The organism is Streptomyces cyaneofuscatus, from assembly GCF_042718795.1.
In the GTDB taxonomy this organism is placed as follows: domain Bacteria; phylum Actinomycetota; class Actinomycetes; order Streptomycetales; family Streptomycetaceae; genus Streptomyces; species Streptomyces cyaneofuscatus_A.
In genome coordinates this window covers 64867-87856 of record NZ_JBHXOX010000023.1, presented here as the reverse complement: position 1 = coordinate 87856, position 22990 = coordinate 64867, and the positions used below count along the sequence as shown (strand labels likewise).

General features: G+C 70.1%; 21 protein-coding genes. 4 read left to right on the top strand and 17 right to left on the bottom strand.

From position 1 onward, the window contains the following. Both ACFWRT_RS25455 and ACFWRT_RS25450 read right to left on the bottom strand, forming a co-directional pair. Window positions 1-1401 (bottom strand): caspase family protein, encoded by a 1401-nt coding sequence (locus tag ACFWRT_RS25455; protein ID WP_380952060.1) that lies wholly within the window; start codon window positions 1399-1401, stop codon window positions 1-3. Window position 1402: 1 nt separating this feature from the next. After that, on the bottom strand, window positions 1403-1792 hold the full coding sequence (locus ACFWRT_RS25450) for an effector-associated constant component EACC1 (protein WP_380952059.1): 390 nt from the start codon (window positions 1790-1792) through the stop codon (window positions 1403-1405). A gap of 980 nt (window positions 1793-2772) precedes the next feature. Here ACFWRT_RS25450 and ACFWRT_RS25445 point away from each other — a divergent pair. Then, the gene (locus ACFWRT_RS25445; RefSeq protein WP_380952058.1) at window positions 2773-3579 is read left to right on the top strand and encodes an SGNH/GDSL hydrolase family protein; all 807 of its coding nucleotides are present in this window, start codon (window positions 2773-2775) and stop codon (window positions 3577-3579) included. Window positions 3580-3657: 78 nt separating this feature from the next. On the opposite strand, the gene ACFWRT_RS25440 is transcribed toward ACFWRT_RS25445, so the two are convergent. Both ACFWRT_RS25440 and ACFWRT_RS25435 read right to left on the bottom strand, forming a co-directional pair. Beyond that, window positions 3658-4068 carry a nuclear transport factor 2 family protein gene (locus ACFWRT_RS25440; RefSeq protein ID WP_380952057.1) on the bottom strand — a complete coding sequence of 137 codons (411 nt, stop codon included), beginning with the start codon at window positions 4066-4068 and terminating at the stop codon, window positions 3658-3660. 59 nt (window positions 4069-4127) lie between these two features. Beyond that, a complete protein-coding gene (locus ACFWRT_RS25435) occupies window positions 4128-4970 on the bottom strand; it encodes a class I SAM-dependent methyltransferase (RefSeq protein ID WP_380952056.1) in 843 nt (280 codons plus the stop codon). A 132-nt stretch (window positions 4971-5102) separates the two neighbouring features. Here ACFWRT_RS25435 and ACFWRT_RS25430 point away from each other — a divergent pair, with 132 nt between their 5' ends. Further along, window positions 5103-6923, top strand: coding sequence for a S9 family peptidase (locus ACFWRT_RS25430; protein ID WP_380952055.1), 1821 nt, complete (start codon window positions 5103-5105; stop codon window positions 6921-6923). A 91-nt stretch (window positions 6924-7014) separates the two neighbouring features. Next, a complete protein-coding gene (locus tag ACFWRT_RS25425) occupies window positions 7015-7902 on the top strand; it encodes an SURF1 family protein (RefSeq protein ID WP_380952054.1) in 888 nt (295 codons plus the stop codon). Between the two features lie 149 nt (window positions 7903-8051). On the opposite strand, the gene ACFWRT_RS25420 is transcribed toward ACFWRT_RS25425, so the two are convergent. From ACFWRT_RS25420 to ACFWRT_RS25375, 10 genes are all read right to left on the bottom strand, one after another. Then, the gene (locus ACFWRT_RS25420) at window positions 8052-9302 is read right to left on the bottom strand and encodes a hypothetical protein (protein ID WP_380952053.1); all 1251 of its coding nucleotides are present in this window, start codon (window positions 9300-9302) and stop codon (window positions 8052-8054) included. Window positions 9303-9361: 59 nt separating this feature from the next. Continuing rightward, on the bottom strand, window positions 9362-10024 hold the full coding sequence (locus ACFWRT_RS25415; RefSeq protein ID WP_179115509.1) for a SigE family RNA polymerase sigma factor: 663 nt from the start codon (window positions 10022-10024) through the stop codon (window positions 9362-9364). 299 nt (window positions 10025-10323) lie between these two features. After that, the gene (locus ACFWRT_RS25410; RefSeq protein ID WP_380952052.1) at window positions 10324-11397 is read right to left on the bottom strand and encodes an aspartate-semialdehyde dehydrogenase; all 1074 of its coding nucleotides are present in this window, start codon (window positions 11395-11397) and stop codon (window positions 10324-10326) included. Then, window positions 11394-12665 (bottom strand): aspartate kinase, encoded by a 1272-nt coding sequence (locus ACFWRT_RS25405; protein WP_018514188.1) that lies wholly within the window; start codon window positions 12663-12665, stop codon window positions 11394-11396. Before ACFWRT_RS25405 ends, ACFWRT_RS25410 begins: the two co-directional genes overlap by 4 nt. A gap of 334 nt (window positions 12666-12999) precedes the next feature. Then, window positions 13000-13803: a DUF1838 family protein gene (locus ACFWRT_RS25400; RefSeq protein WP_380952051.1), complete on the bottom strand. Its 804-nt coding sequence runs from the start codon at window positions 13801-13803 to the stop codon at window positions 13000-13002. A 92-nt stretch (window positions 13804-13895) separates the two neighbouring features. Continuing rightward, on the bottom strand, window positions 13896-16040 hold the full coding sequence (locus tag ACFWRT_RS25395; RefSeq protein WP_380952049.1) for a LamG domain-containing protein: 2145 nt from the start codon (window positions 16038-16040) through the stop codon (window positions 13896-13898). Window positions 16041-16164: 124 nt separating this feature from the next. Further along, complete coding sequence (locus ACFWRT_RS25390) at window positions 16165-16455, bottom strand: hypothetical protein (RefSeq protein WP_380952048.1); 291 nt, start codon at window positions 16453-16455, stop codon at window positions 16165-16167. Window positions 16456-16507: 52 nt separating this feature from the next. Continuing rightward, window positions 16508-17167, bottom strand: a complete 660-nt coding sequence (locus ACFWRT_RS25385; protein WP_380952047.1) for a DUF5063 domain-containing protein — start codon at window positions 17165-17167, stop codon at window positions 16508-16510. Window positions 17168-17253: 86 nt separating this feature from the next. Then, on the bottom strand, window positions 17254-17853 hold the full coding sequence (gene recR / locus ACFWRT_RS25380; protein WP_109164890.1) for a recombination mediator RecR: 600 nt from the start codon (window positions 17851-17853) through the stop codon (window positions 17254-17256). 102 nt (window positions 17854-17955) lie between these two features. Next, window positions 17956-18300 carry a YbaB/EbfC family nucleoid-associated protein gene (locus ACFWRT_RS25375; protein WP_380952046.1) on the bottom strand — a complete coding sequence of 115 codons (345 nt, stop codon included), beginning with the start codon at window positions 18298-18300 and terminating at the stop codon, window positions 17956-17958. Window positions 18301-18656: 356 nt separating this feature from the next. On the opposite strand from ACFWRT_RS25375, the gene ACFWRT_RS25370 reads away from it, so the two are divergent. Further along, window positions 18657-19694, top strand: coding sequence for an SLATT domain-containing protein (locus ACFWRT_RS25370; RefSeq protein ID WP_380952045.1), 1038 nt, complete (start codon window positions 18657-18659; stop codon window positions 19692-19694). A 36-nt stretch (window positions 19695-19730) separates the two neighbouring features. On the opposite strand, the gene ACFWRT_RS25365 is transcribed toward ACFWRT_RS25370, so the two are convergent. The 3 genes from ACFWRT_RS25365 to ACFWRT_RS25355 form a co-directional block, all read right to left on the bottom strand. Next, window positions 19731-20381 (bottom strand): hypothetical protein, encoded by a 651-nt coding sequence (locus tag ACFWRT_RS25365; RefSeq protein WP_380952044.1) that lies wholly within the window; start codon window positions 20379-20381, stop codon window positions 19731-19733. 91 nt (window positions 20382-20472) lie between these two features. Then, entirely contained in the window at window positions 20473-21255 is a 783-nt protein-coding gene (locus tag ACFWRT_RS25360; RefSeq protein ID WP_380952043.1) for a GntR family transcriptional regulator, read from the bottom strand. A gap of 195 nt (window positions 21256-21450) precedes the next feature. Beyond that, window positions 21451-22824 carry an aspartate aminotransferase family protein gene (locus tag ACFWRT_RS25355; protein WP_380952042.1) on the bottom strand — a complete coding sequence of 458 codons (1374 nt, stop codon included), beginning with the start codon at window positions 22822-22824 and terminating at the stop codon, window positions 21451-21453. Between the last annotated feature and the right edge of the window lie 166 nt (window positions 22825-22990).

Here is a 22990-nt window from a genome sequence, read left to right as displayed (position 1 = left end):
TTATTCAACCTCTCCCTTCATGAGATTCTCAATCATCTCAGATGCGGCCGGAATCTGCTCCGGACTTGCCACGCATATTCTACGGAGCACATCGATACGCTCGTCATTACTCATTTTGGAGGACTCTAGAGACTGCCACATAAATTCAATCGCTTCACCTTTTACTTGAGGGGCATACTTCGCCATATCCTGCGCTGTCAATATTCGCCTACCGAGGCCGACGCTTGAATCCGCCAGAAGCGCCCGGTAACCCGCAACAGCAGCGTCCCCTGCCCCTAGTTTCTGCAATTGCTCACAGGCGTTCTCACGGGTGATCTGCGTAAAGCCATTAGAACCTGAACGCATGGCAATTTCGGCCAACCGGTCGCAGACCCAAGCGAGGCGCGTGGGTTCAATCTTTGCTATTAGCTCAAGGGCGCTAACCTTATCTAGCCCACTGCCGTCGCTAGCTTCAAAAATGTCTTCGATAACCGATACGCATTCACTTTTAAGTTGAGGACGCTTGAGAGACAATAGCCGAGCACCTATTAGACGCTCACTGTACGGAAGATGGACGGAGTGCATTCTCCGTACAGTCTCCTCAGCATCAAACCCGGAATCAATCTGCGCAGTCATATAGTCCAGAACACCCGAACTAAGGGCATGCGTGCGCCCGAGGGGCGAAAAACGAACATTGCGCGCTAGCGCGATTTTCGCGCCTTCGTTCCTATTCCTCTGCTGCGGAACGGGGCGCGATTGGGCCATTAGGCGATCACGGAGGTTAGCGTAAATAATTTCCAGACTGAGGTATTCGGGTGCGCCAACAATCCCCTCCGATAGAAGTCTGAGCAACTCGCCAGTGAAAGCCGTGTATGTTTCCCCAGGAGGAGCGAGGGCCGTCTTAGTCTCAGCCGCAGCAGTAAGGATGTAGGTTCCCGCGATGTCGGAATGTGCGGCAAGATCGACAGGTCCCGACATCGAGCCAACCATGGCTTTGCCACTGAAACAGCAATCAAGAACCACTACTTTTCGCGGAGCTTTACGGGCCGACAATACGGCGGCCCTCACGTCGTCAAATCGGACCGATGTATGGGGTCGAGCAGTAGACGTAGCAGGAATAGCGAGAGACAAGTCGCCATTTGGAAATGAAGTCAACCCATGGCCCGCAAAATAGAATAGCAGGGTGTCGGTGCATTCTTCTGCTGCATCGTAGATTGCATCCAGCACAATACCGGGACTGCTCGGCTGCGAAATAACAGTGCACACCTCAGGTTCGATCCCCCCGATTGCGGGATCGCCCAGAACTTCCACTAGCTTATTGAGGTTGTTTTTTACGGACGGGAGATCCTCTAGATTCTCATACTGGTGACACCCAGAGATGATGAATCGACTACCATTTACTTTGCCACGATCCGCCACCATTTTATGCAGTCTCGCGCCTCAGAGATGCGACGAGTTCTTGAATTTGCACATCATTCAGCCCCTCAATGGCGACCTGAGTGCCGTTCACCTCTACGTGAACTTTGACCAGATTCGCTGAATCTTCTTCATGTTGCATAGATTGACGCCAAGTGAGATAGGCCATCACGAGGCTTCCTAGGCTCGCGACCTGCCCTGCGACGGCAATCACTGTGTCGAAAACGCCAGCCATTTGACCAGGGCGATTCCGCTTTACAGTATCGACGGACACATCATTCAATGGCGCACTATCTTCTAGCAGCCAGGAGTGCAATGCGGCAAGGTAATGTGCGTCATTCACGCTATCGACATTAGCTTGCAACTTCAGGAGCGATACCGGGTGAGATGAAACCATGTTACTCAGCATAGTTAAGATCGCTCGGTCACACAGTAGTTTTCGTACAATCTCGGCTCGATCTTCGACCTACCCCTACCGGAGACCGCTCACTCAGACCGGCGGCGTCAGTGAGCGCGACCGAAGCTCAGAGGTGCAGTCAGTCAGCCGCGTTCGTGGTCGGCTGGTGACGTTGAACGTCAGCCCCTCCGTCATCAGTGAGGGAGATCGCGCCGTCACTGCGGCTGTTCCAGGGCCTGTTCCTTGCACATTGCCCATCCCTTGGGGGCCAAACGGGGGGCCAACGCACTCAACCGGAGAGGGACGAGCAGGGACGCCGACAGACGAGCCGACGCCCCATCTGCCCAGCACAGGACCAAGCTGGGCAGCCTGGCATCCCCCCGGATAGCGTTCGGGACGAAGAGGTCGTGGGTTCAAATCCCGCCACCCCGACAGCTAAGCACCAGGTCAGAGGACCCCTACCGAATCGGTGGGGGCCCTCTGACGTTGCCGTGTGTCCATCGCCACGGCGCCTACCCCTCGCCGAACCGGGCCGTAGTGCCGCCATCACCGTCGGCCGGTTGAGCGGGGCACCCGCCCCTGTCGGTGACCGATTGGTCACATCGTGCTCATGGGGCGATCACCATCTGCCAGTCACCCGCAGGCCGCAGGAGGGCCCAGCCGACGGACCAGGGACCGGGCTGCCACGTTGGGCCGTACGGATGAAACCGCCGGCTCCAGTAGCGGGGCCTTGCCGCTCCGGGCCGGTGCGAAACGCCGTCGGGCGGGCGGCGGTCGGACGCATAATCTCCCCTGAACTTGGCTGTTTCTGCACGGAGTTAAGGGTTCATCTACGCGCGGAGCGTCACCCTCCCGGAGATCATCCGGGCATATCAGACGACTTCTTGCGTGGGCATTACCGGTGGGTACCGCGAGCTGCTAGACACTGCATCGCACCTTCAAACCCCCACTCACCCCCCACACTTCGAAGGTCGGCAGCCATGTCCGTACGTAGGCTCTGGGCATCCCTATCCACTCTCGCACTCGCCGCCGTGGCCGCTCTCGGTGTCGCCGGGACCGCCGTCGCGGCGGACTCGGCCGCTGCGGGCGGTTACGTCGCGCTGGGCGACTCCTACTCCTCCGGTGTCGGCGCCGGGGACTACCTTCCCGACAGTGGCAACTGCCGGCGCAGCGCCAACGCCTATCCGCAGCTGTGGGCGGCGGCGAACTCCCCCACCTCGTTCGCCTTCGTCGCCTGCTCGGGGGCGACCACCTCTTCCGTCGCCAGTGGTCAGCTGGGCGTGCTCGACGCGTCCACCTCGCTGGTCAGCGTCACGGCCGGAGGCAACGATGTCGGGTTCGCCGATGTCATGCAGGACTGCGTGCTGGGGAGCGAGGCCACCTGCATCAGCGGCGTTGACACCGCGGTCGCCGAGATGAACAGCTCCCTGCCCGGGAGCCTTGACTCGCTGTATGACGGCATCCGTGCGGGCGCTCCCGACGCTCAGGTCGTCGTCCTCGGGTATCCGCGCTTCTACCAGCTCTCCGGCAGCTGCGTCGCGGGGCTCACCGAGGCCGAGCGGGCCGCGATCAACGACGCGTCGGACGTGCTGAACGGGGTCCTCGCCAAGCGGGCCGCCGATGCCGGCTTCACCTTCTCCAGCGTCGTCGACGAGTTCACCGGGCACGAGCTGTGCTCCGGTGACGCCTGGCTCCACAGCGTGACCGTGCCCGTCCAGAACTCGTACCACCCCACCACCGCCGGGCAGTCGGGCGGCTATCTGCCTGCCTTCCGGTCCGTGGTGTAGCGGGGCCGTACCTGTGGCTGTGGCTGTGGCTGTGGCTGTGTGGAGGCGGTTCGGCGGTGAACCCGGTGGCCGCCTTCCTCAGTACCTCTCCACCAAGTGCTCCCGGCCCGCAGGGGGTTCGTACGACTCCGGCCAGAAGTCCGTCACCCCGGTGATCAGGCCCCGGTCGTCGAAGGTGAAGAAGTGGATCGCGTGCGTCTTCTCCGGGCCGACCGTGACCTCGGTCCGCGCCGCCGCCTGGAGGCCCTCGGCGTCGGCGACGATCCGCTCGATGCGGATGTGCCAGTCGCCCGGGTACTCCTGGTTGAAACGCACGTAGCGCTCCTTGCCGTGGATGCGCTCCCTGGTCTGCGGCAGCTCGTACACCATGTCGTCCGCCAGCGTCGCCGCGAATGCGTCCCAGTCGCGGGTGTCGGCCGTCGCCCAGTACGTCTCCACCGCCGTGCGGAGGCCGGCCGTGGAGGTGTTGTCGCTTGTCTCGTGCGTCATGGGAGTGAGTGTGGCGTGCGGCACTGACAATCGGCCTAAGAGCCGTTGCTGAGCTGTCGTCATGTCCCTTGCGGCTTGGGACGCGTCGCCTTCAGCGAGTACATCAGCGGGATCCTCGGGCGGTCCGGTGGGAAGCGGTAGTGGCCGTCCGCGCCTCGCTCCAGCGTGCCGAAGCGCGGGAAGAGCGAGACGTCGTGCTCGTGGAGGAACTCGATCCGCAGGCCGGCCGCCGCGAGCGCCGTCACCACCTCGCCCACCGGGTGCTGCCACTCGACGCTGCGGTTGTGCACGGTCGGCGCGTCGAAGTCGGCGTACGTCCCGGGGGTCTCGTCCACCCAGGCCTCACGGCTGAAGTAGTCGTGGGTGACGACCGAGCCGGTCCCGTCGTCCAGCGTGTCGGTGAGGGGGTGGAACTCCGCCAGGTAGAGGAAGCCGCCGGGAGCGACCAGCGAGGCCGCCGTCTCGGCCCAGCGCTCCATGTCGGGCAGCCAGTTCAGCGCGCCGATGCCCGTGTACACGATGTCGTACGAGGAGTCGGGGACGGCCGTCGCGGCGTCGTACACGTCGGCCGCCACGAACGCCGCGCGGTCCGGGCCCAGGCCCAGCGATTCCGCCAGGCCCCCGGCGGTCTCCACGGCGGGCTCGGAGAAGTCCAGGCCCACCACCTGGGCGGCGCCGTGGCGCGCCCAGGACAGGGTGTCCAGGCCGATGTGGCACTGGAGGTGCAGCAGGGTCTTTCCCGTGACATCGCCGACCTCCGCCAGCTCGAACGGGCGCAGGGCGTCCTTGCCCGCCCGGAACGCCTCCAGGTCGTAGAAGTCGCTCGCCGCGTGTATCGGCACGCGCTCGTCCCAGCGTGCGCGGTTGGCGTCCTGCCAGTCGTCCGGCGTCGGGGAGTACATATCCGGAAAGTTACCCATGGGGCGGGAAGGGTGCGAACGGTTATCCACAGGCGGAGGGGTGCGGTCATATCTTCATAGGGGGGTTGTGGACGGGCTTCTTCGGTCGGGCGGGAGATCGGGTTGGATGGAGGCATGAGCGAATCAGAGAACGTCTCGACCATGCCGGAGTGGGAGCAGCGGTTCCGCGCGCCCAGGGTGTCCCTGCCCGACTGGGCCGAGGACGCGCCCGACCGCTCGCTCTTCGTCTCCAACGCCACCGGGACCTATGAGCTGTACGCGTGGGACCGGGCGAGCGGGCGGCAGCGCCAGGTGACCGACCGGCCCAACGGGACCACCGACGGCGTGCTGACGCCGGACGGTGAGGCCATCTGGTGGTTCAGCGACACCGACGGCGACGAGTTCGGCGTGTGGATGCGCCAGCCCTTCGGCGGCGGGGAGGACGAGCCCGCCGCCCCGGGCCTCGCTCCCTCGTATCCGGCGGGCCTCGCCATCGGGCGCGACGGGTCCGCCGTGATCGGCCGTTCCACGGATGAGGAGGGGACGACCATCCATCGGGTGCCGGCGTCGGGCGGTGGCGATGCCGTCGAGATCTATCGGCATCGCGAGTCCGCCGGGGTCGGGGACCTGTCGCACGACGGGTCGCTCATCGCGCTGGAGCACACCGAGCACGGCGACGCCATGCACTCCGCCCTGCGTGTGGTGCGCCCGGACGGTTCCACGGTGGCCGAGCTGGACGACACCGAGGGCGGTACGAAGGAGCTCGGGCTCGCCGTCCTGGGCTTCGCGCCCGTGGCCGGTGACCCCCGGCTGCTCGTGGGGCACCAGCGCCGGGGGCGGTGGGAGCCGATGATCTGGGACCCGGTCGCGGGCACGGAGACCGCGCTCCCCGTCGACCTGCCCGGGGATGTGGGAGCCGAGTGGTATCCGGACGGGTCCGCCCTGCTCATCGAGCACAGCTTCGAGGCCCGCAGCGAGCTGTGGCGGTACGAGCCGGGGGCGGCGGAGCCCGTGCGGGTGGAGACCCCCGCCGGGACGGTGTCGGGCGCCACGGCCCGGCCGGACGGCACGGTGGAGTACCTCTGGTCCTCGGCCGCGCAGCCGCCGGTGGTGCGGTCGACGAGCGGTGCGGTGGTCCTGGACCCGCCGGGTGCGAAGGCCCCGGCCTCGGTGGCCGTCGAGGACGCGTGGGTGGAGGGGCCGGGGGGCCGGATCCATGCCCTCGTGCAGAAGCCCGCCACCGGGGACGGTCCCTTCCCCACCGTCTTCGAGATCCACGGTGGGCCGACCTGGCACGACAGCGACGCCTTCGCCTCCGGGCCCGCCGCCTGGGTGGATCACGGCTTCGCCGTCGTGCGGGTCAACTACCGGGGCTCGACCGGTTACGGCCGCGCCTGGACGGACGCCCTCAAGCACCGGGTCGGGCTGATCGAGCTGGAGGACATCGCGGCCGTGCGGGACTGGTCGGTGAAGGCCGGGCTCGCGGACCCGCAGCGGCTGGTCCTGGCCGGCGGCTCCTGGGGCGGCTATCTCACCCTGCTCGGCCTCGGCACCCAGCCCGACGCCTGGGCGCTGGGGCTCGCGGCCGTGCCGGTCGCGGACTACGTCACGGCCTACCACGACGAGATGGAGGCCCTGAAGGCGATGGACCGCACGCTGCTGGGCGGTACGCCGGAGGAGGTGCCCGAGCGGTTCGAGGCCTCGTCCCCGCTGACGTACGTCGACGCGGTGCGCGCTCCCGTCTACATCTCGGCGGGCGTCAACGATCCGCGCTGCCCCATCCGTCAGGTGGAGAACTACGTGGACCGGCTGGCGGCGCGCGGCGCGGTCCACGAGGTCTACCGGTACGACGCCGGGCACGGGTCGCTGGTGGTGGAGGAGCGCATCAAGCAGGTACGGCTGGAGCTGGAGTTCGCCCTGAAGCACCTGGGGGGTGGTGACGTCCTGGGGGCGTGAGGGGCGGGCGGTCCGCCACGGGGGCGTAAGACGCGGATAAAGGGGCGACCCCGCTCCGGGGGGCCGGGGCGGGGAACCGTACCTTGGTGGGGTGTACCGGTTCCTGCTGACCCCGCGATGGTGGGGGATCAACCTCTTCGTCGTGCTGGCCATCCCGTTCTGCGTGTTCATGGGCACCTGGCAGCTCGGCCGCTTCGAGGACCGTGTGCAGTCGCACGAGCAGGCTGAGCAAGCGCCCGATCCGAGCACCCGGGCCGCGAAGCCGCTGGACGAGCTGCTGCCCGTCGACAAGGTGACGTCCGGCCGCCCGGCGATCGCGACCGGGACGTACGCCGACCAGTTCCTGGTCCCCGGCCGTGAACTGGACGAGCGGCGCGGCTTCTACGTCCTGAGCCTGCTGCGGACCGACGAGGGCAAGGCCCTCCCGGTAGTACGCGGGTGGCTGCCCGGCACCGCGGGCAGCGTCCCCGTACCGGCCGCGCCGCAGGGCGAGGTCACCGTCACCGGCGACCTCCAGGCCTCCGAGAACATCCACAGTGACGGCGTCGACACCAGGGGCGGGCTCCCCACGGGCCAGCTCGGCATGATCAGCGCCGCGTCGCTGGTGAACCTGGTCGACTACGACGTGTACGACGCCTGGGTGACGCTTCCCGAGGTGGAGGCGGGCGGTACGGGCGGCGCAATGAAGCCGGTGCCCGCCGCCGCCCCGCAGGGCAGCGGGCTCGACCTGAAGGCGTTCCAGAACCTGGGGTACACGGGCGAGTGGTTCGTCTTCGCCGGCTTCGTGCTCTTCATGTGGTTCCGGTTGGTCCGCCGCGAGGCCGAGGCCGTCCGCGATGTCGCCCTCGGGCTCGTCCCGGCGGACGAGCCCGAGGGCGCGGACGGCGAGGGCGCGGAGGGCCGGGAAGCCGACGCCCGTAGTGCGGAAGGCGGGGCCGTGCAGGCGCCTAAGACTCCGGAGACCGCACGGGGGGCGTAGTGCTCGTGGTGCCGTGTAGCTCGTCAGGCCCGTGTAGCTCGTGAAGCCCGTCGAGCCCGTGTAGCTCGTCGGGTCCGTGTAGCTCGTCGGGTCCGTGTAGCTCGTGGGGCTCCCAGGGGCCGGTGCGTCTGTCGTGGGCCTCCGGGCGACTACGAGGTGGGTAGTACGCCCGTCCGGTAGATCGTGCCCGCGCAGGCGTTGTCGATCTTCGTCTCGGCCGTGGGCGCGCCCGTCTCCGGTGTGTGCGTCACGGCGATGCTGCCGTCCGCCGATGAGCCGTCCTCGCGCAGCGACTGGGTGTCGGTGCCGGACTGGCCGGAGCTCTCACCCGTCGATCCCCCGGTGCTCGTGCCCGGGTCCGGGGTCGGGGTGGGGGTGGGTGAGGGGGCCACGGTCGGGCAGGTGTCGGCGGGGACCCAGGCGAACTGCACCTCGTAGGCCATGGAGGGCTTCAGCAGCACCGTGCCCGGCTCCTGCGAGGGGTCGGGCAGGCCGGGGGCGGGGTCGCCCGCCGTGTGCTGGATGACGTTGATCTTGAGCGGGTCGGCGGCGCCGAGGGCGGTGAAGCCGACGGTGCCGTTGCTGCTGACCATGCATTCCGCGCCGGAGACGTTCGCGATCTTGAAGCTGCCGTAGACCGTGCCGTCGGCGCCCGGAGTGCCCGCTCCTGCGGAGGCGACGCCGAGCTGGCCCGGGTCGCAGACCGGCAGGGAGGTGAGATCCGCCGGCGGGGGCGCGGCGGAGGGACCGCCCGCCGTGGCGCCGTCCACCGGGTCCTCGGTGGGATCCGCCGAGGGGTTCTGCTCGGAAGGCTTCGGTTCGCCGACGCCGCCCCGGCTCTCCTGGTCGGTGGGCTCCACGGTCCGGTCGCCCGGCGCCTGGGGCCTGGGCTCCTCCTCCTTGTCGCCCTGGGCCTTCTCGCCGTGTCCGGCGATGGCGGGGAGGGCGGTGGCCGGGCCGTCGGAGCTCGCCACGTGCACGAAAGCGGGGACCGCGGTGCCGATCAGCAGCGCCGCCGCGGCCGCGCCGACGACTGCCTGCCGTCGGCGGGCCCGCCGGGCGGGCACCGCGCGCTGGAGATGCTCCAGGGTCCGATCGGAGGGTTCAAGGCCCCCCACGGCACCGTGCAGCATCCGGCGCAGGGCGATCTCGTCCATCTCGTCGTCACCGGTTCCGAGCCCGCTCCGGACGCCCGCGAAGAGGTCGGTGAGCGTACCGGGCGCGGACGCGGAATCAGCGGAGACGGCGGAATCGGAGGAATCGGAGGAGTCGGAGGAGACGGTGGGGCCGCTCTCGTCCGGCTCGTCCCGCTCTCGGGGCGCGCTCGCCTCGCGCGGACCGTCCGGTCGGTCCGGCTGCTCCGGATCGGTGTGCGGAGTCTTCTCCGGCCCGTGGTTCACAATTCCGTTTCCCGTCGGGTCATTCTCGTGCCTGTGCTCGTCCCGGTGGCGGGGCCCGCTCATGTCTGGGCCTCCATCACGACGCGCAGCGCCGCGATACCGCGGGAACCGTACGCCTTGACGGAGCCCAGCGAAACTCCGAGCGTCTCCGCGACCTGGGCCTCCGTCATGTCCGCGAAGTAGCGCAGGACCAGCACCTCGCGCTGGCGCCGCTGGAGCCCCTTCATGGCCTTGATCAGGGCGTCCCGCTCCAACTGGTCGTAGGCGCCCTCCTCCGCGCTCGCCATGTCCGGCATGGGCTTGGAGAGCAGCTTGAGCCCGAGGATGCGGCGGCGGAGCGCGGAGCGCGACAGGTTGACGACGGTCTGGCGCAGATACGCGAGCGTCTTCTCCGGCTCCCGGACGCGGTTGCGCGCGGAGTGCACCCGGATGAACGCCTCCTGCACCACGTCCTCGCAGGACGCCGTGTCGTCCAGGAGCAGGGCCGCGAGGCCGAGCAGCGAACGGTAGTGGGCGCGGTAGGTCTCGGTGAGATGGTCGACCGTGGTTCCTGCTGCCACCGTCTCGTCAGCACCCCCGCGCTGCGAGGGCAACTGCGCCGGGCGTGCGGCGGGCATGGGCGCGATCACCGGCATGCCGCCGGGCGCGCGGGGCCGCCGCGGCGGACGCATGGTCGCGCCTCGCAACGGGCCCACCACTGTGATGTCGAGAACCTCTGCCACGCCTGTTGGACACGCTGCCCCCCGTCAGGGTTGTACGCGTACGGCGCCACGTTCGGCGCTGTGCGACATGCCCTCATACGTACCTGCTCTTCCCCAAATGCCCCGTAAACGCGTCCCCGTCACGCAAGAAGTGACGGCATAGACGCTGCCCGGCCGACGTGCGGTTGCAGAAGGCCGGGAGATCATCGTCGGATATGACAACGCCCCAGCTCAAGGGGTTCAGACCAGGTAATTGCTCATAGGGCGTTCACAGATCCTACAAAACAGGTTCGACCAATCCGCACACGATCGGGATCTGTTCAGGCAGAGGTAATTTCGGCGGCCACCGATTCCGCGATCTGCGCCACGTTCAAAGCCGCACCTTTACGGAGATTATCGCCGCAAACGAACATTTCCAGGGCGCGGGGATCATCCATCGAGCGCCGTACCCGGCCGACCCAGGTGGGGTCGGTGCCCACGACGTCGGACGGGGTGGGGAAATCTCCGGACGCCGGGCTGTCGAAGAGCACGACACCGGGGGCGGTCGCCAGGATCTCGTGGGCCCGGTCGACGGCGACCTCGTTCTCGAAGCGCGCGTGGACGGACATGGAGTGCGTCGCGACGACGGGGACGTACACGCAGGTCGCGGTGGTCTTCAGGTCCGGCAGGCCGAGCACCTTGCGGCACTCCTCGCGCAGGGCCAGCTCCTCGGAGGACCAGCCGTCCCCGGCGTCCGTACCGGCCCAGGGCACGACGTTCAGGGCGACGGGGGCGGCGAAGGGGCTGTCCGCCGTACCGGCGTGGTCGCCCAGGGCCCGGCGTACGTCTCCGGGGTGGGTGCCCAGCTCCGTACCGGCCACCAGCGACAACTGTTCGCGCAGGGCCGTGACGCCGTCGCGGCCCGCGCCGCTGACCGCCTGGTAGGAGGAGACGATCAGTTCGCGCAGCCCGAATTCCGCGTGCAGCGCGCCGACCGCGACGATCAGCGACAGCGTGGTGCAGTTCGGGGACGCGACGATGCCCCGCGGTCTGAGCCGGGTGGCGTGCGGGTTGATCTCCGGGACGACCAGCGGAACGTCGTCCTCCAGGCGGAAGGCCGCCGAGTCGTCGATGACGACGGCGCCCTTGGCGACGGCGATCGGGGCCCAGCGGGCGGACACGTCGTCCGGCACCAGGAAGAGGGCCACGTCGATGCCGTCGAACACGTCCTCGCTCAGCGCGAGGACCTCGCTCTCCTCACCGCGCACGACCAGCTTGCGGCCGGCCGAGCGCGGTGAGGCGACGAGTCTGACCTCGCCCCAGACGTCCGCGTGCTGCGAGAGGATCCGGAGCATGACGCCGCCGATCGCCCCGGTCGCACCGACGACCGCGAGCGAAGGGCGGCGTACGGTCATCGGCCGGTGCCTCCGTAGACGACGGCCTCGTCGGAGTCGCTGTCGAGACCGAAGGCGGTGTGCACGGCGCGCACGGCCTCGTTGACGTCGTCGGCACGCGTGACCACCGAGATGCGGATCTCGGAGGTCGAGATGAGCTCGATGTTCACGCCCGCGTCGGAGAGCGCCTCGAAGAAGCCGGCGGTGACACCCGGGTTGGTCTTCATGCCGGCGCCGACCAGGGAGATCTTGGCGATCTGGTCGTCGTAGCGCAGCGACTCGAAGCCGATGGAGCCCTTGGCCCGCTCCAGGGCGTCGATGGCCTTGCGGCCCTCGGCCTTGGGGAGGGTGAAGGAGATGTCCGTCAGGCCGGTCGACGCGGCGGAGACGTTCTGCACCACCATGTCGATGTTGACCTCGGCGTTGGCGATGGCGCGGAAGATCGCGGCCGCCTCGCCCGGCTTGTCCGGGACGCCGACGACGGTGACCTTGGCCTCCGAGACGTCGTGGGCGACTCCGGAGATGATCGCGTGCTCCACCTTCTGGTCCCCTTGCGGCTCGTTGCTGACCCAGGTGCCGCGCAGTCCGGAGAAGGACGAGCGGACGTGGATCGGGATGTTGTAACGGCGTGCGTACTCGACGCAGCGGTGCAGCAGCACCTTGGAGCCGGACGCGGCCAGCTCCAGCATGTCCTCGAAGGAGATCCAGTCGATCTTCTTCGCCTTCTTCACGACCCGGGGGTCCGCGGTGAAGACGCCGTCGACGTCCGTGTAGATCTCACAGACCTCGGCGTCCAGCGCGGCGGCCAGCGCGACGGCGGTCGTGTCCGACCCGCCGCGGCCGAGGGTGGTGATGTTCTTGCCCTCCTGGCTCACACCCTGGAACCCGGCGACGATGGCGATGTTGCCCTCGTCGATCGAGGTCCGGATGCGGCCCGGCGTGACGTCGATGATGCGCGCTTTGTTGTGGACCGAGTCGGTGATGACACCGGCCTGGCTGCCCGTGAACGACTGGGCCTCGTGGCCCAGGTTCTTGATCGCCATCGCCAGCAGGGCCATGGAGATCCGCTCACCGGCGGTCAGCAGCATGTCGAACTCACGGCCGGCAGGGATCGGTGAGACCTGCTCGGCGAGATCTATCAACTCGTCCGTCGTGTCGCCCATCGCGGACACCACGACAACCACCTGGTTGCCGTTCCTCTTGGCGTCGACGACTCGTTTGGCGACCCGCTTGATGCCCTCGGCATCGGCTACGGAGGAGCCTCCGTACTTCTGCACGACAAGGCCCACGTGCGCTCCTCGCTCAGTCATTACTGCGGTCGGCTCAGTTTAACGAGCAGCCCGGAATCGACCCGCCCCTACCAGATGGTGAGATGTCCCGCCCACAACCCGGTACGGCGTGTCGACCCGAACCGCTCGTACGGGGCTGCTGCCCAGCACCGGAGGAGCGCACTCCCTTTTGTGTCCCAGCCCACACCTTCGGGGCGGAATGCGCGAGTCGGCGGCGCCGGTCGGGGTACGTGGCTTGACTGCTCACGGCACCGGGACACCGCACCGGGTCACCGCACCGGGTCACGGCACCGGGTCACCGCACCGGGTCACGGCATTAGGTCACCGCACCGCGTCATCGCACCGGGTGGAGCTTGCGGAAGTACGTCCAGCTCGTCTCGTTCGGCTCGCTCCACTCCGCCGGGGCGTGGGCGAACTCCGGGTGACGGTCCGCGATGTACGCGCGCGTCCGCGCCGGGACGTCGCCGTACGAGCCCAGCTTGCGGCCCCGGCAGTGGAAGGTGAGGCCGCCCGGCCGCTGCCCCTGGGCCATCCACGGCAGCCACGGCGACATCCGCGACCACGACATGGTGGCCGGCACGCTCGGCGCCGGACCGGCCAGGTCGGCGCGGTCGGCGAAGAACTGGAAGAGCTCCAGCGCCTTGTAGGTGTCACCGGCCGAGTGGTCCGGGTACTCGGCCACCGGCAACGGCGACGGGTAGGCGAGCGGGATCTCCAGGCTGAAGCAGACCCGCCCGCCGAGCTCGGTCACCGGGACGGGGAAGGGGCGCCACTTCTGGTTGGCCGGGTCGTTCCAGACGTGCACCACCGGCCGGTCCTCCCAGCTCTCCAGGATCTCGCGGGTGGCGGGGTCCAGGTAGAACGCGGCCTCCCGGGTGAGCAGCCGGTAGGCGTCCGGACCGGCCTCGTCGTCCTGGACCAGGCGGGCCACGTTGAGCCCCTCGAAGCCGAACACGCGCTGATAGGGCTCGTCGGGCGCCCAGGAGTACACGTCTCCCGACCACCAGTACGTGACCTCCTCGCCGTCCAGCGAGGCGCGGGTGCGGGCGAAGGAACGGAGCAGCTCGGCGGGGGTCGGCTCGGCGGGGGCCGGCGCTGAGGGAGTCGGCTCTGAGGGAGTCCCTGCGGGTGTCGTCATACGTCCCACTGTGCGGCAACGCCGCCGCCGCCCGGGCATGAGGTCCGGGCGGCGGCGGCTTTCAGCAGTGGTCGACGGTCAGCGTCCGGTGCTCAGCGGCCGGCGGCAAGCCACGGCAACTGGCGGATGTCCCCCTCGGACAGCACACCCTCGTACGCGAACACGCTGTCCACCGCACCGTGCAGATACTCGCCCCACCCGTCGGCGGTGCGGCCCCGGCCGAGCTGGAGCCCGCCCGTGCTCTTCCAGGCGGCGGCGAAGTCGGCAGTACCGCCTTCAGCGAACCTCACCCCGTCCACGTAGAAGGACACCTCCTTGACGGAGGCGTCGTACACGACGGTCAGCCGGTGTCCGATCCCCTGGTTGCCGTCCGGCGCCTCGATCCGCCTCAGCACGGTCTCCGGCGCACCCGGCTCGTCGGCGTGCGACATCACCAGGTCCCAGCTGGAGTTCTCCGGGTCGTAGCGCACCTTGAAGGCGTCACCGTGCTCGCCGCCCTGGGAGATCGCGGTCATCGGCTTCGTCGGCTCGTCGTCGGTGAGCCGGACCCGGACGCTGACGGTGAAGCTTCCCGAGGTGTCGATCACGGGTGCGTCCGTGGCGGCGTGGCCGGAGACTCCGTCCAGGCGGAGGTGGCCGTCGCCGTCCATCTCCAGCGGGGAGTCCTGGACGCAGTCCGGGTCCAGCCAGTCGCACGGGTCGTCGTCGATGCGGTAGAGCGAGGCACCCGGTCCCAGCCTCAGCGGTGCGCCGCCGCGCTCCTCCGGTGCGAGGCCGTCCGGCGCGGTGTCGAGGGCCCAGTGGCCGAGCCGCCGCGCGGCACGGGTGGCGAGGCCCTTCACCTCGGAGGCCACGACGATCCGGTCGTACGCGCGTACGTCACCGATCTCGCCCTGCCAGCGGTCCCGGTACCCCTGCGCGCCCCGCGCCCGGCCGATCTGGAAGGCGCCCGCGCCCGCCACGGGGACGGCGGCCACCTCCTCGCCGGCCGCGCGGCCGTTGACGTACAGCCGTGCCGTACCGGTCTCCGCGTCGTACTGGCCCAGCACGTACGCCCACACGCCGGTCTCGGGCAGACCGCCCGTGACCCGCGCCCCGCCGACGGAGAACGACCACGTCGGGCCACCCGCGGCCTGGGTCAGGCCCAGGGTGAAGGCGCGCGCCGTGCCCGCGTCCTGCGAGAGGACCGTACGGGTGCCGTCCACGCGTCCCGGCCGCACCCAGCCGCCGACGGCGAAGGTCTTCGCGGTGTCGGTGACGACCGGGGCGTCCGGGGTCAGGAAGCCGTGTCCCGATCCGTCGAGCGAGGCGGTGGAGGTGAGCGGGGTGCCGGAGGGCGCGGGCGCGCCGAGGGTGACGCCCGCACCGGCTCGGGCGGCCGCACCGGTCTCCGCGGCGGCCGAGCGGGAGCCCGCCGGGTCGGCGAGCTTCCACTGCGCCACCGGGGCGGGGCCTTCCGCGATCCGGAAGGTGTAGCTGGTGCGCGGGCCGCGGTTGCCGGCGCGGTCCTGTGCCTGGACGGAGAGGGTCTGCGGGCCGCTGTTCTCCGGCAGGAAACGGATCTCGGCGGACCCGTCGGGGCCGGCCTGGACCGTCTTCAACGGGCCGCCGATGAAGGAGTAGCTGAAGGCGACGACGTCTTCGGCCCGCGCCGTGACGTGGAAGGTCCCCCGGACCCCGACGCCGGGCGTCCAGGTGTTGTCGTCCGGATAGTCGGAGGAGGTGACGACCGGGGCGTCGGGCAGGGTGCGGTCGTACACGAACTCACAGGGCGCTCCCGCCCCTTCGCTGCTCCAGGCCGATGCCCCGGCGTCGTTGACGGCGCGCACCCGCCAGGAGACGACGGCCCCGTCGGGGATCTCGTCCGGCAGCTGCCAGGTGAAGGGGGCGGTGTCGGACATCGTGGTGGTGGTCGTGGTCACGCGCTCCTCGGCGCCGCCCTCGCCCTGCCACCAGGCCTCGAACTCACCGCGTACGCCGTTCGCTTGGCCCGGCTGTCCGCCGCCGGGCCCGTACAGCCGTGCGGTCAGCCGCGGCACGGACCCCACATAGGGCCGCTCGGCGCCGGAGGCGCACGGCTTGCCGCCCGTCCCCAGGTCGGCGGTCAGCGGCTGCTTCGGCGGGAGCGCTCCGGGCGCCGCCAGTACGGTGCCCGGCGCCGCCAGCATCGTCCCGGCAGCGATCACCGCGACCGCGGCCGCCCGTCTCGCCCGTCCAGCTCCCGTACGTCTCACCATGCGCGTACCCCTCCCCTGCCCCTGCCTCCGAAGATCGTCGGCCGGGCGAGGCTAACAGCGGCCTCCGACAGCCCGCTCTCGAATATCGCCTCCCGTGAGCGGGCGGGGCGGGGCGGGGATGTCCTCAACCCGCCGTAAGCGTCTCCGCGTCGATGACCGAGGTGTTCTGCGCGGCCGCGATGCGCCAGACCCCGTCGTCCTTCGCCAGGACGTAGGTCGGGGTGCCAGGAACCGACTCGGGCAGGCCGGTCAGCCTCTTCCCGTGGGCCGTGGGCCGTGGGCCGTGGGCCGTGGGCCGTGGGCCGTGGGCCGTGGGCCAGATGGCGTCCTCGCGGAAGTCGCTGAGGAACGCGTCGGGCCGCGCGTTCCGCTGGGCGTCCTGCACGCCGGCGACGAACGCGACGATGGCGTCCACGTCCTCCTGCGGGGCGGGTACGCCGAGAGCATGTCCCCGCAGGACGCCCCGGCTACTTCACCGGCCGCAGCCCCAGCGGCCCCGCGATCTCCTGGAGCATCACGCGCCCCGCCTCCTCGGCGAGGTCGTCCTCGCCCGGGTCCTGGTCGGTGTCCAGCCCGTCCAGCTCCTCCAGGGGCTGGCCGAGGCGGATGTGGGCGACCAGGGACTGGAGGGCGCGCAGGGCGGCGGAGGCGGTGGAGCCCCAGTTGGAGAAGTACGAGAACTGCCACCACCACAGCGCCTCGGCCGTGCGGTCCGCCTCGTAGTGCGCGAGTCCGTGGCCGAGGTCGGTGACCAGGTCGGCGAGGTCGTCGGAGATGCGGTGCGGCACCGGGGCCTTGCGGGGCTCGTACGGGTCGAAGACCTCGGAGTAGACGTCGATCGGCTCCAGCAGGGCCGCGAACCGCTCGCGCAGGCCGTCCGCGTCCGGCTCGGCGCCGAGGTCCGGCTCGTACCGCTCGTCGGGCAGGACGTCCTCGTACGCGCCGAGGCGGCCGCCCGCGAGGAGGAGCTGCGAGACCTGGAGGAGCAGGACCGGAACGGCCTCTTCCGGCTCGTCGACCTTGGAGACCTCGGTGACCGCGACGATGAACGTCTTGATCTGGTCCGCGATCTGGACGGCGAAGTCGCCCGGGTCCTGCGTGACGGAGTTCAGCGTGGCGTCAGACATCGAGGGGACCTCCCGTGGGCACGGTCACAGACGGTGAAACGGACGGCGGTGCGGGGAAGGGCCGGGGGCGGGCGGCGGCCTCGGTCTCAGACATCCAGCAGCCGCCTCCCCTCGAACGCGCGGCCCAGCGTGACCTCGTCGGCGTACTCCAGGTCGCCGCCGACCGGCAGGCCACTGGCCAGCCGGGTCACCCTGAGGCCCATCGGCTTGACCATCCGCGCCAGATACGTCGCGGTGGCCTCGCCCTCCAGGTTGGGATCGGTCGCCAGGATCAGCTCCGTGATGGAACCGTCCGCGAGCCGGGCGAGCAGCTCACGGATGCGCAGGTCGTCCGGGCCGACGCCCTCGATGGGGCTGATCGCCCCGCCCAGGACGTGGTAGCGGCCGCGGAACTCACGCGTCCGCTCGATCGCCACGACGTCCTTGGGCTCCTCGACCACGCAGATGACACTCCGGTCGCGGCGCGGATCGCGGCAGATCCCACACTCCTCCTGCTGGGCGACATTGCCGCACACGGCGCAGAACCGGACCTTGTCCTTGACCTCCAGGAGGGCATGGGCGAGACGGCGTACGTCGGTGGGCTCGGCCTGCAGGACGTGGAAGGCGATCCGCTGCGCGCTCTTGGGACCGACGCCGGGCAGCCTGCCCAGTTCGTCGATGAGGTCCTGAACAACGCCTTCGTACAACGGAACGCCTTTCTTCGCTTCCTGCTCCGTACCGTAGTGGGTACGGGTCGGTACCAGTAGGCCTCCGGGCCTGATCGGACGGGCCTGATCGGACGGGCAGGCTCAGAACGGCAGGCCCGGGATCGAGCCGCCGCCGCCCAGGCCCTGCGCCAGCGGGCCGAGCTTCTGCTGCTGGAGCGTCTGCGCGTTCTCGTTGGCCGCCTGGACGGCCGCCACCACGAGGTCGGCGAGCGTCTCGGTGTCCTCCGGGTCCACGGCCTTCGGGTCGATCACCAGGGCCCGCAGCTCGCCGGAGCCGGTGACGGTGGCCCTCACGAGGCCTCCGCCCGCCTGTCCGTCGACCTCGGCCCTCGCCAGCTCCTCCTGGGCCGCGGCGAGGTCCTGCTGCATCTTCTGGGCCTGCTGGAGCAACTGCTGCATATCGGGCTGGCCACCACCGGGAATCACGGTCACTCCTGGCATTTCGACGACAAATGTTTCGGTAAGCCGAGCCTACGTGCTCCCCGGTCACCGCGCTTCACCCGCCGGGGAGCAACTCTTTCGGGTGAGATTCGTCAACCGTCGTGAAGGCTCCTATACCTGACCAGCGGCCCTGCGCAGGCGGGAATCCCGCGATTTCGACTCCGCAGCCCACCATTCGGCGGTAGGAAGGGCATGCACATCGGTACGCCTGCGCGCATGTGTGGTGACGCAGAGTTACCAGCGCTGCCCGTTGTTGCCCGCGTCGCTCGCGTTGCCCGCGAGGAAGCCCTGGGCGTCCGTTCCGTCCGTCAGAGTGCAGAAGAGTGCAGAGGAGTGCCCCGGTGAGTCAGCCGGAGATGCAGCCCGAGGGGCCGCCCCGCAAGGAGTCCGATGCGGGTTCCGGTGAGATCGGAGTGGAATATTCCGCTTCTGGCGCCCGAGCCGGGGGAGCCGACGGAACCGGTGGAGCCGCAGGGAGCGGCGGCGGCCGCGGGGTGGGCGGCGGCGGAGGCCGCAGCGGTGGCGGAGGCCTTGGAGCCGGTGACGCCGGCGCGCGGGACGGATCGGGGGGCGGCGGGGCCGGGAGCGGCGGCTCCCGGGCCGGCGGGGCCGGAGGCGGCGGCTCGGGGGCGGGTGGCTCCGGGACAGGCGGCTCCGAGGCCGGCGGCTCCGGGACAGGCGGATCCGGGGCCGGCGGGCGCGATCTGACCGGGCGGCCCTTCCCCCTCGGGGACTGGGGCGAGCCCGCCGAGCGGCTCGACGAGCTCTACCGCTGGGTCGAGTCCGGCGCCCTCGAAACGGCGGAGTGGTATCTCACCGACCGCGTGTGGAAGCGCCGGGGCGCCCGGGCCCTGCGGCTGGGCACCGCCTTCGGGGTCGTCGCGGGGGCCGCGCTGCCGCTGCTCGACCTGACCGGGACGCTGAGCGGGTCCGCCGGGTGGGGGTACCTCTCGCTGCTGCTGGGCGCCGCCTGCATGGGCTGCGACCGGTATTTCGGTCTCACCTCCGGCTGGATAAGGAACCTCGCCACCGCGCAGGCCGTGCAGCGGCGGCTCCAGGTGCTCCAGTTCGACTGGGCGTCGGAGTGCGTACGGGAGACGCTCGGCCCGTCCGAGGGGACGGCCAGTGAGGCGGCGGAGCGGTGCCTGGGGGTGCTGCGGCGGTTCTCCGAGGACGTCACGGAGCTCGTGCGGTCGGAGACGGCGGACTGGATGGTGGAGTTCCGGGCGGGGCCCGCGCCCATGGGGACGCAGGCGCTGGTCTCCGGGACCGCGGGCGGCCGGGCCGAGCCCGGCGGGCTGCCGGGACGGTTCTCCATGCCGTCCGTCGCCGCCCGGCCGAACATGCCCAGGCAGCGGCCTCCGGAGGCGCCGCGCTAGCCCGGCGGGCGGGTGGCTCAGCCGAAGAGACGGCCGTCAGCTGAAGATGATCATCGAGCCCTGCGCCAGCGACCGAGTGGCCGCCGCGTGCAGCCCCAGCCAGACGTGGCGCTCCCGGGCGAACGGACTGTCGTCGTACGGAACCGGGCTCGCCGGTTCCTCCAGGGCCGTGGGGCCCGGCGGCGGCTGCGGGGCGGCCGGGGGGTTGGCCGGGTCGATGCCGATGGCCGGGGCCACGTACTCCAGCTCCCGCAGCAGGCCGTGCGCGGAGCCGAGCGGTCCGCCGCCCTCCAGCAGCGCGTCGTTGGAGAGCGGGTGCGGGAAGTCGAGCGGGACGTACGCCCCGGCGTGGTCGTAGTGCCAGACCAGGTGCGACTGCTGGGCGGTCGGCTCGAACATCTCCAGCAACTGCTCGTAGTCGCCGCCGAGGCCCTCGACCGGGGTGACGGCCAGACCGCTCAACTGGAGCAGGTAGGCGCGGCGCAGGAAGTGCAGGGCGTCGTAGTCGAAGCCGGCGACCGGGGCCACGTCCCCGTTGAGCCCCGGCATGTAGGCGAAGACGGGGACGGGCGGCAGCCCCGCGTCGTTCAGCGCCCGGTCGTAGACGGCGATCTCTTCGGCGAACGGATTGTCGGGGCTGTGGCACAGCACATCGACGAGGGGGACGAGCCACAGGTCACAGGCCACGAAGTCTCGCTCTCCATCGGGTTCGGCGATCGTCGGACCAGCGTAATGCGAGGTGAACCCGGCGCACAGTGCCCCGGCACCGCGGAGGGCCCTACTCTTCCGGGCGCTCCCGGGTCTCCCGCACCCCCCGGGTCTCACAGGTCTCCCGCGCCTCTCGGGTCTCACGGGTCCCCTGCGCCTCCCGGGCTTCCCGGTCGTCCCGCGCCTCCCGGGCCTCCAAGTGGTCCGCCCAGGCCAGCGCGTGGGCGTAGTACGTCTGCATCACCGCCAGCACCTCGGCGCGGTCGCCGCCCGCGATGGCCTCGACCAGCTCCTCGTGCCCGAACCACAGCACCCGCTCGTCCGCGCGCTCGCCGCGCAGCCGGTGGACGGCGAACACCCAGGCCTGGACGCGGAGTTTGGCGAGGAAGGCGGTGATGTACGGGTTGAGCACGAAGGCCCCGAGCTCCCGCCAGAAGCGGAGGTCGTACCCGATGAGTACGTCGAGGTCGCCGCCCTTCGCCGCGCGGACGGCCTCCGCGGCCCGGCGCCGGATCGGGGCGAGCGCCTCGGCCCGGACGGCGACCTGGTCGGCGGGGCTGCGGAAGATGCCCTCGACGACGAGGGAGCGGGCCTCCACCATCGCCCGGTAGTCCGCGATCGTGAACTCGTGGACCTGGAAGCCGCGGTGCTGGTCGGAGGAGAGCAGCCCCTGCGCGGAGAGGTCGAACAGCGCCTCGCGGACGGGCGTCGCGGAGACGCCGTACTGCTCCGCGATCTGCTTGACGGTGAACTCCCGGCCCGGACGCAGTCGCCCGGCCAGCACTTCGTCGCGCAGCGCGTCGGCGATCTGCTGGCGCAGCGTACTGCGGGTCACGCCTCCGCTCGGCGCCATGGGCGGCCCTTCCCGTTCGTCAGCCGTAGGTCGACGGCCGTATGTCGTCGGCCGTATGTAGTCGGCGGCCGTGTTCAGCCGTGCTCAGCCGCGTTTCAGCCGTCTTTCGGCTCGGGTCACCTTAAGCCAGCCGCCCGCCGTGCCCGATTTCGGGCAGGGCGGGCGGTGATGGAGTGCGTGAGAGTGCTCGGACGCTTACACCGTGTGCTCGTCGGCCGCCGCGAGGGCGATGTCCAGCGCCGCGAGGCCCTCCTTGGCCTCGGCCTCGGTGACGTTGCAGGCGGGGACGGCGTGGGTCCGGTTCATGTTGATGAACGGCCAGAGCCCCTGCTTCTTCGCCGCCGCCCCGAAGGCCGCCATCGGGGCGTTGGCCTCGCCGGAGGCGTTGTAGGGGACGAGCGGCTCGCGGGTCTCGCGGTCGCGGACCAGCTCCAGCGCCCAGAAGGCACCGAGGCCGCGCACCTCGCCGACCGAGGGGTGGCGCTCGGCGAGCTCGCGCAGGCCGGGTCCGAGAATCGTCTCGCCGATCCGGGCGGCGTTCTCGACGACCTTCTCGTCCTCCATCACCCCGATGGTGGCGACGGCGGCGGCGCAGGCGAGCGGGTGGCCGGAGTAGGTGAGGCCGCCGGGGTAGGGGCGGGTCTCGAAGGTGGCGGCGATCTCGGCGCTGATGGCGACGCCGCCGAGCGGTACGTAACCGGAATTGACGCCCTTGGCGAAGGTCAGCAGGTCCGGCACCACGTCGAAGTGGTCGGCGGCGAACCAGGCGCCGGTGCGGCCGAAGCCGGCCATGACCTCGTCGAGCACGAAGACGATCCCGTACCGGTCGCAGATCTCGCGCACGCCCGCCAGATAGCCCGGCGGCGGGGTCATGATGCCCGCCGTGCCCGGGATGGTCTCCAGGATGATCGCGGCGATGGTGGACGGCCCCTCGAAGGCGAGGGTGTCCTCCAGGTGCTGGAGCGCGCGGGCGCACTCCTCGGCCTCGGTCTGCGCGTAGAACGGCGAGCGGTAGAGGAACGGCGCCCAGAACCGTACGACCCCGGCCGAGCCGTTGTCGGAGGGCCAGCGGCGCGGGTCGCCGGTGAGGTTGATCGCGGTGGAGGTGGCGCCGTGGTACGAGCGGTAGGCGGAGAGCACCTTCGTACGGCCGGTGTGCAGCCGGGCCATGCGGATGGCGTTCTCGACGGCCTCGGCCCCGCCGTTGGTGAAGAAGATCTTGTCCAGGTCGCCCGGGGTGCGCTCGGCGATGAGGCGTGCGGCCTCCGAGCGCGCCTCGACGGCGAACGCGGGCGCGAAGGTGGCGAGTTTGCCCGCCTGCTCCTGGATCGCGGCGATCACGGTGGGGTGCTGGTAGCCGATGTTGGTGTAGACGAGTCCGCTGGTGAAGTCGAGGTAGCGGTTGCCGTCGTAGTCCCAGAAGTAGGAACCCTCGGCGCCGGCGACGGCGAGCGGGTCGATGAGGCCCTGGGCGGACCAGGAGTGGAACACGTGCGCGCGGTCCGCGGCCTTCACGGCCGCACCGGCCGCGGGGTCGGCGTACGGGGCATGAGGGGCATGAGGGGTCATGCGGGGAGCGTAGGTGCTGGTGGGGTGCGGTCTCCATGGCCATGTTGTACGACGTGGGGCGCGGGGTTCGGCAGGGTGTCGGGGTGTTGGGGTGGTGGGGTGTGGGGTGGTGGGGTGTGGGGTGTGGGGTGCCGGGACGTCGGGTGCAGCCGCCCGCGTGCCATTG

Coding starts and splice junctions, on each gene's coding strand:
- ACFWRT_RS25355 (WP_380952042.1), bottom strand. CDS start 22,824: ATGACCCCTCATGCCCCTCATGCCCCGTACGCCGACCCCGCGGCCGGT.
- ACFWRT_RS25440 (WP_380952057.1), bottom strand. CDS start 4,068: ATGACGCACGAGACAAGCGACAACACCTCCACGGCCGGCCTCCGCACG.
- ACFWRT_RS25395 (WP_380952049.1), bottom strand. CDS start 16,040: ATGGTGAGACGTACGGGAGCTGGACGGGCGAGACGGGCGGCCGCGGTC.
- ACFWRT_RS25430 (WP_380952055.1), top strand. CDS start 5,103: ATGAGCGAATCAGAGAACGTCTCGACCATGCCGGAGTGGGAGCAGCGG.
- ACFWRT_RS25360 (WP_380952043.1), bottom strand. CDS start 21,255: ATGGCGCCGAGCGGAGGCGTGACCCGCAGTACGCTGCGCCAGCAGATC.
- ACFWRT_RS25445 (WP_380952058.1), top strand. CDS start 2,773: ATGTCCGTACGTAGGCTCTGGGCATCCCTATCCACTCTCGCACTCGCC.
- ACFWRT_RS25410 (WP_380952052.1), bottom strand. CDS start 11,397: ATGACCGTACGCCGCCCTTCGCTCGCGGTCGTCGGTGCGACCGGGGCG.
- ACFWRT_RS25435 (WP_380952056.1), bottom strand. CDS start 4,970: ATGTACTCCCCGACGCCGGACGACTGGCAGGACGCCAACCGCGCACGC.
- ACFWRT_RS25400 (WP_380952051.1), bottom strand. CDS start 13,803: ATGACGACACCCGCAGGGACTCCCTCAGAGCCGACTCCCTCAGCGCCG.
- ACFWRT_RS25450 (WP_380952059.1), bottom strand. CDS start 1,792: ATGGTTTCATCTCACCCGGTATCGCTCCTGAAGTTGCAAGCTAATGTC.
- ACFWRT_RS25385 (WP_380952047.1), bottom strand. CDS start 17,167: ATGTCTGACGCCACGCTGAACTCCGTCACGCAGGACCCGGGCGACTTC.
- ACFWRT_RS25455 (WP_380952060.1), bottom strand. CDS start 1,401: ATGGTGGCGGATCGTGGCAAAGTAAATGGTAGTCGATTCATCATCTCT.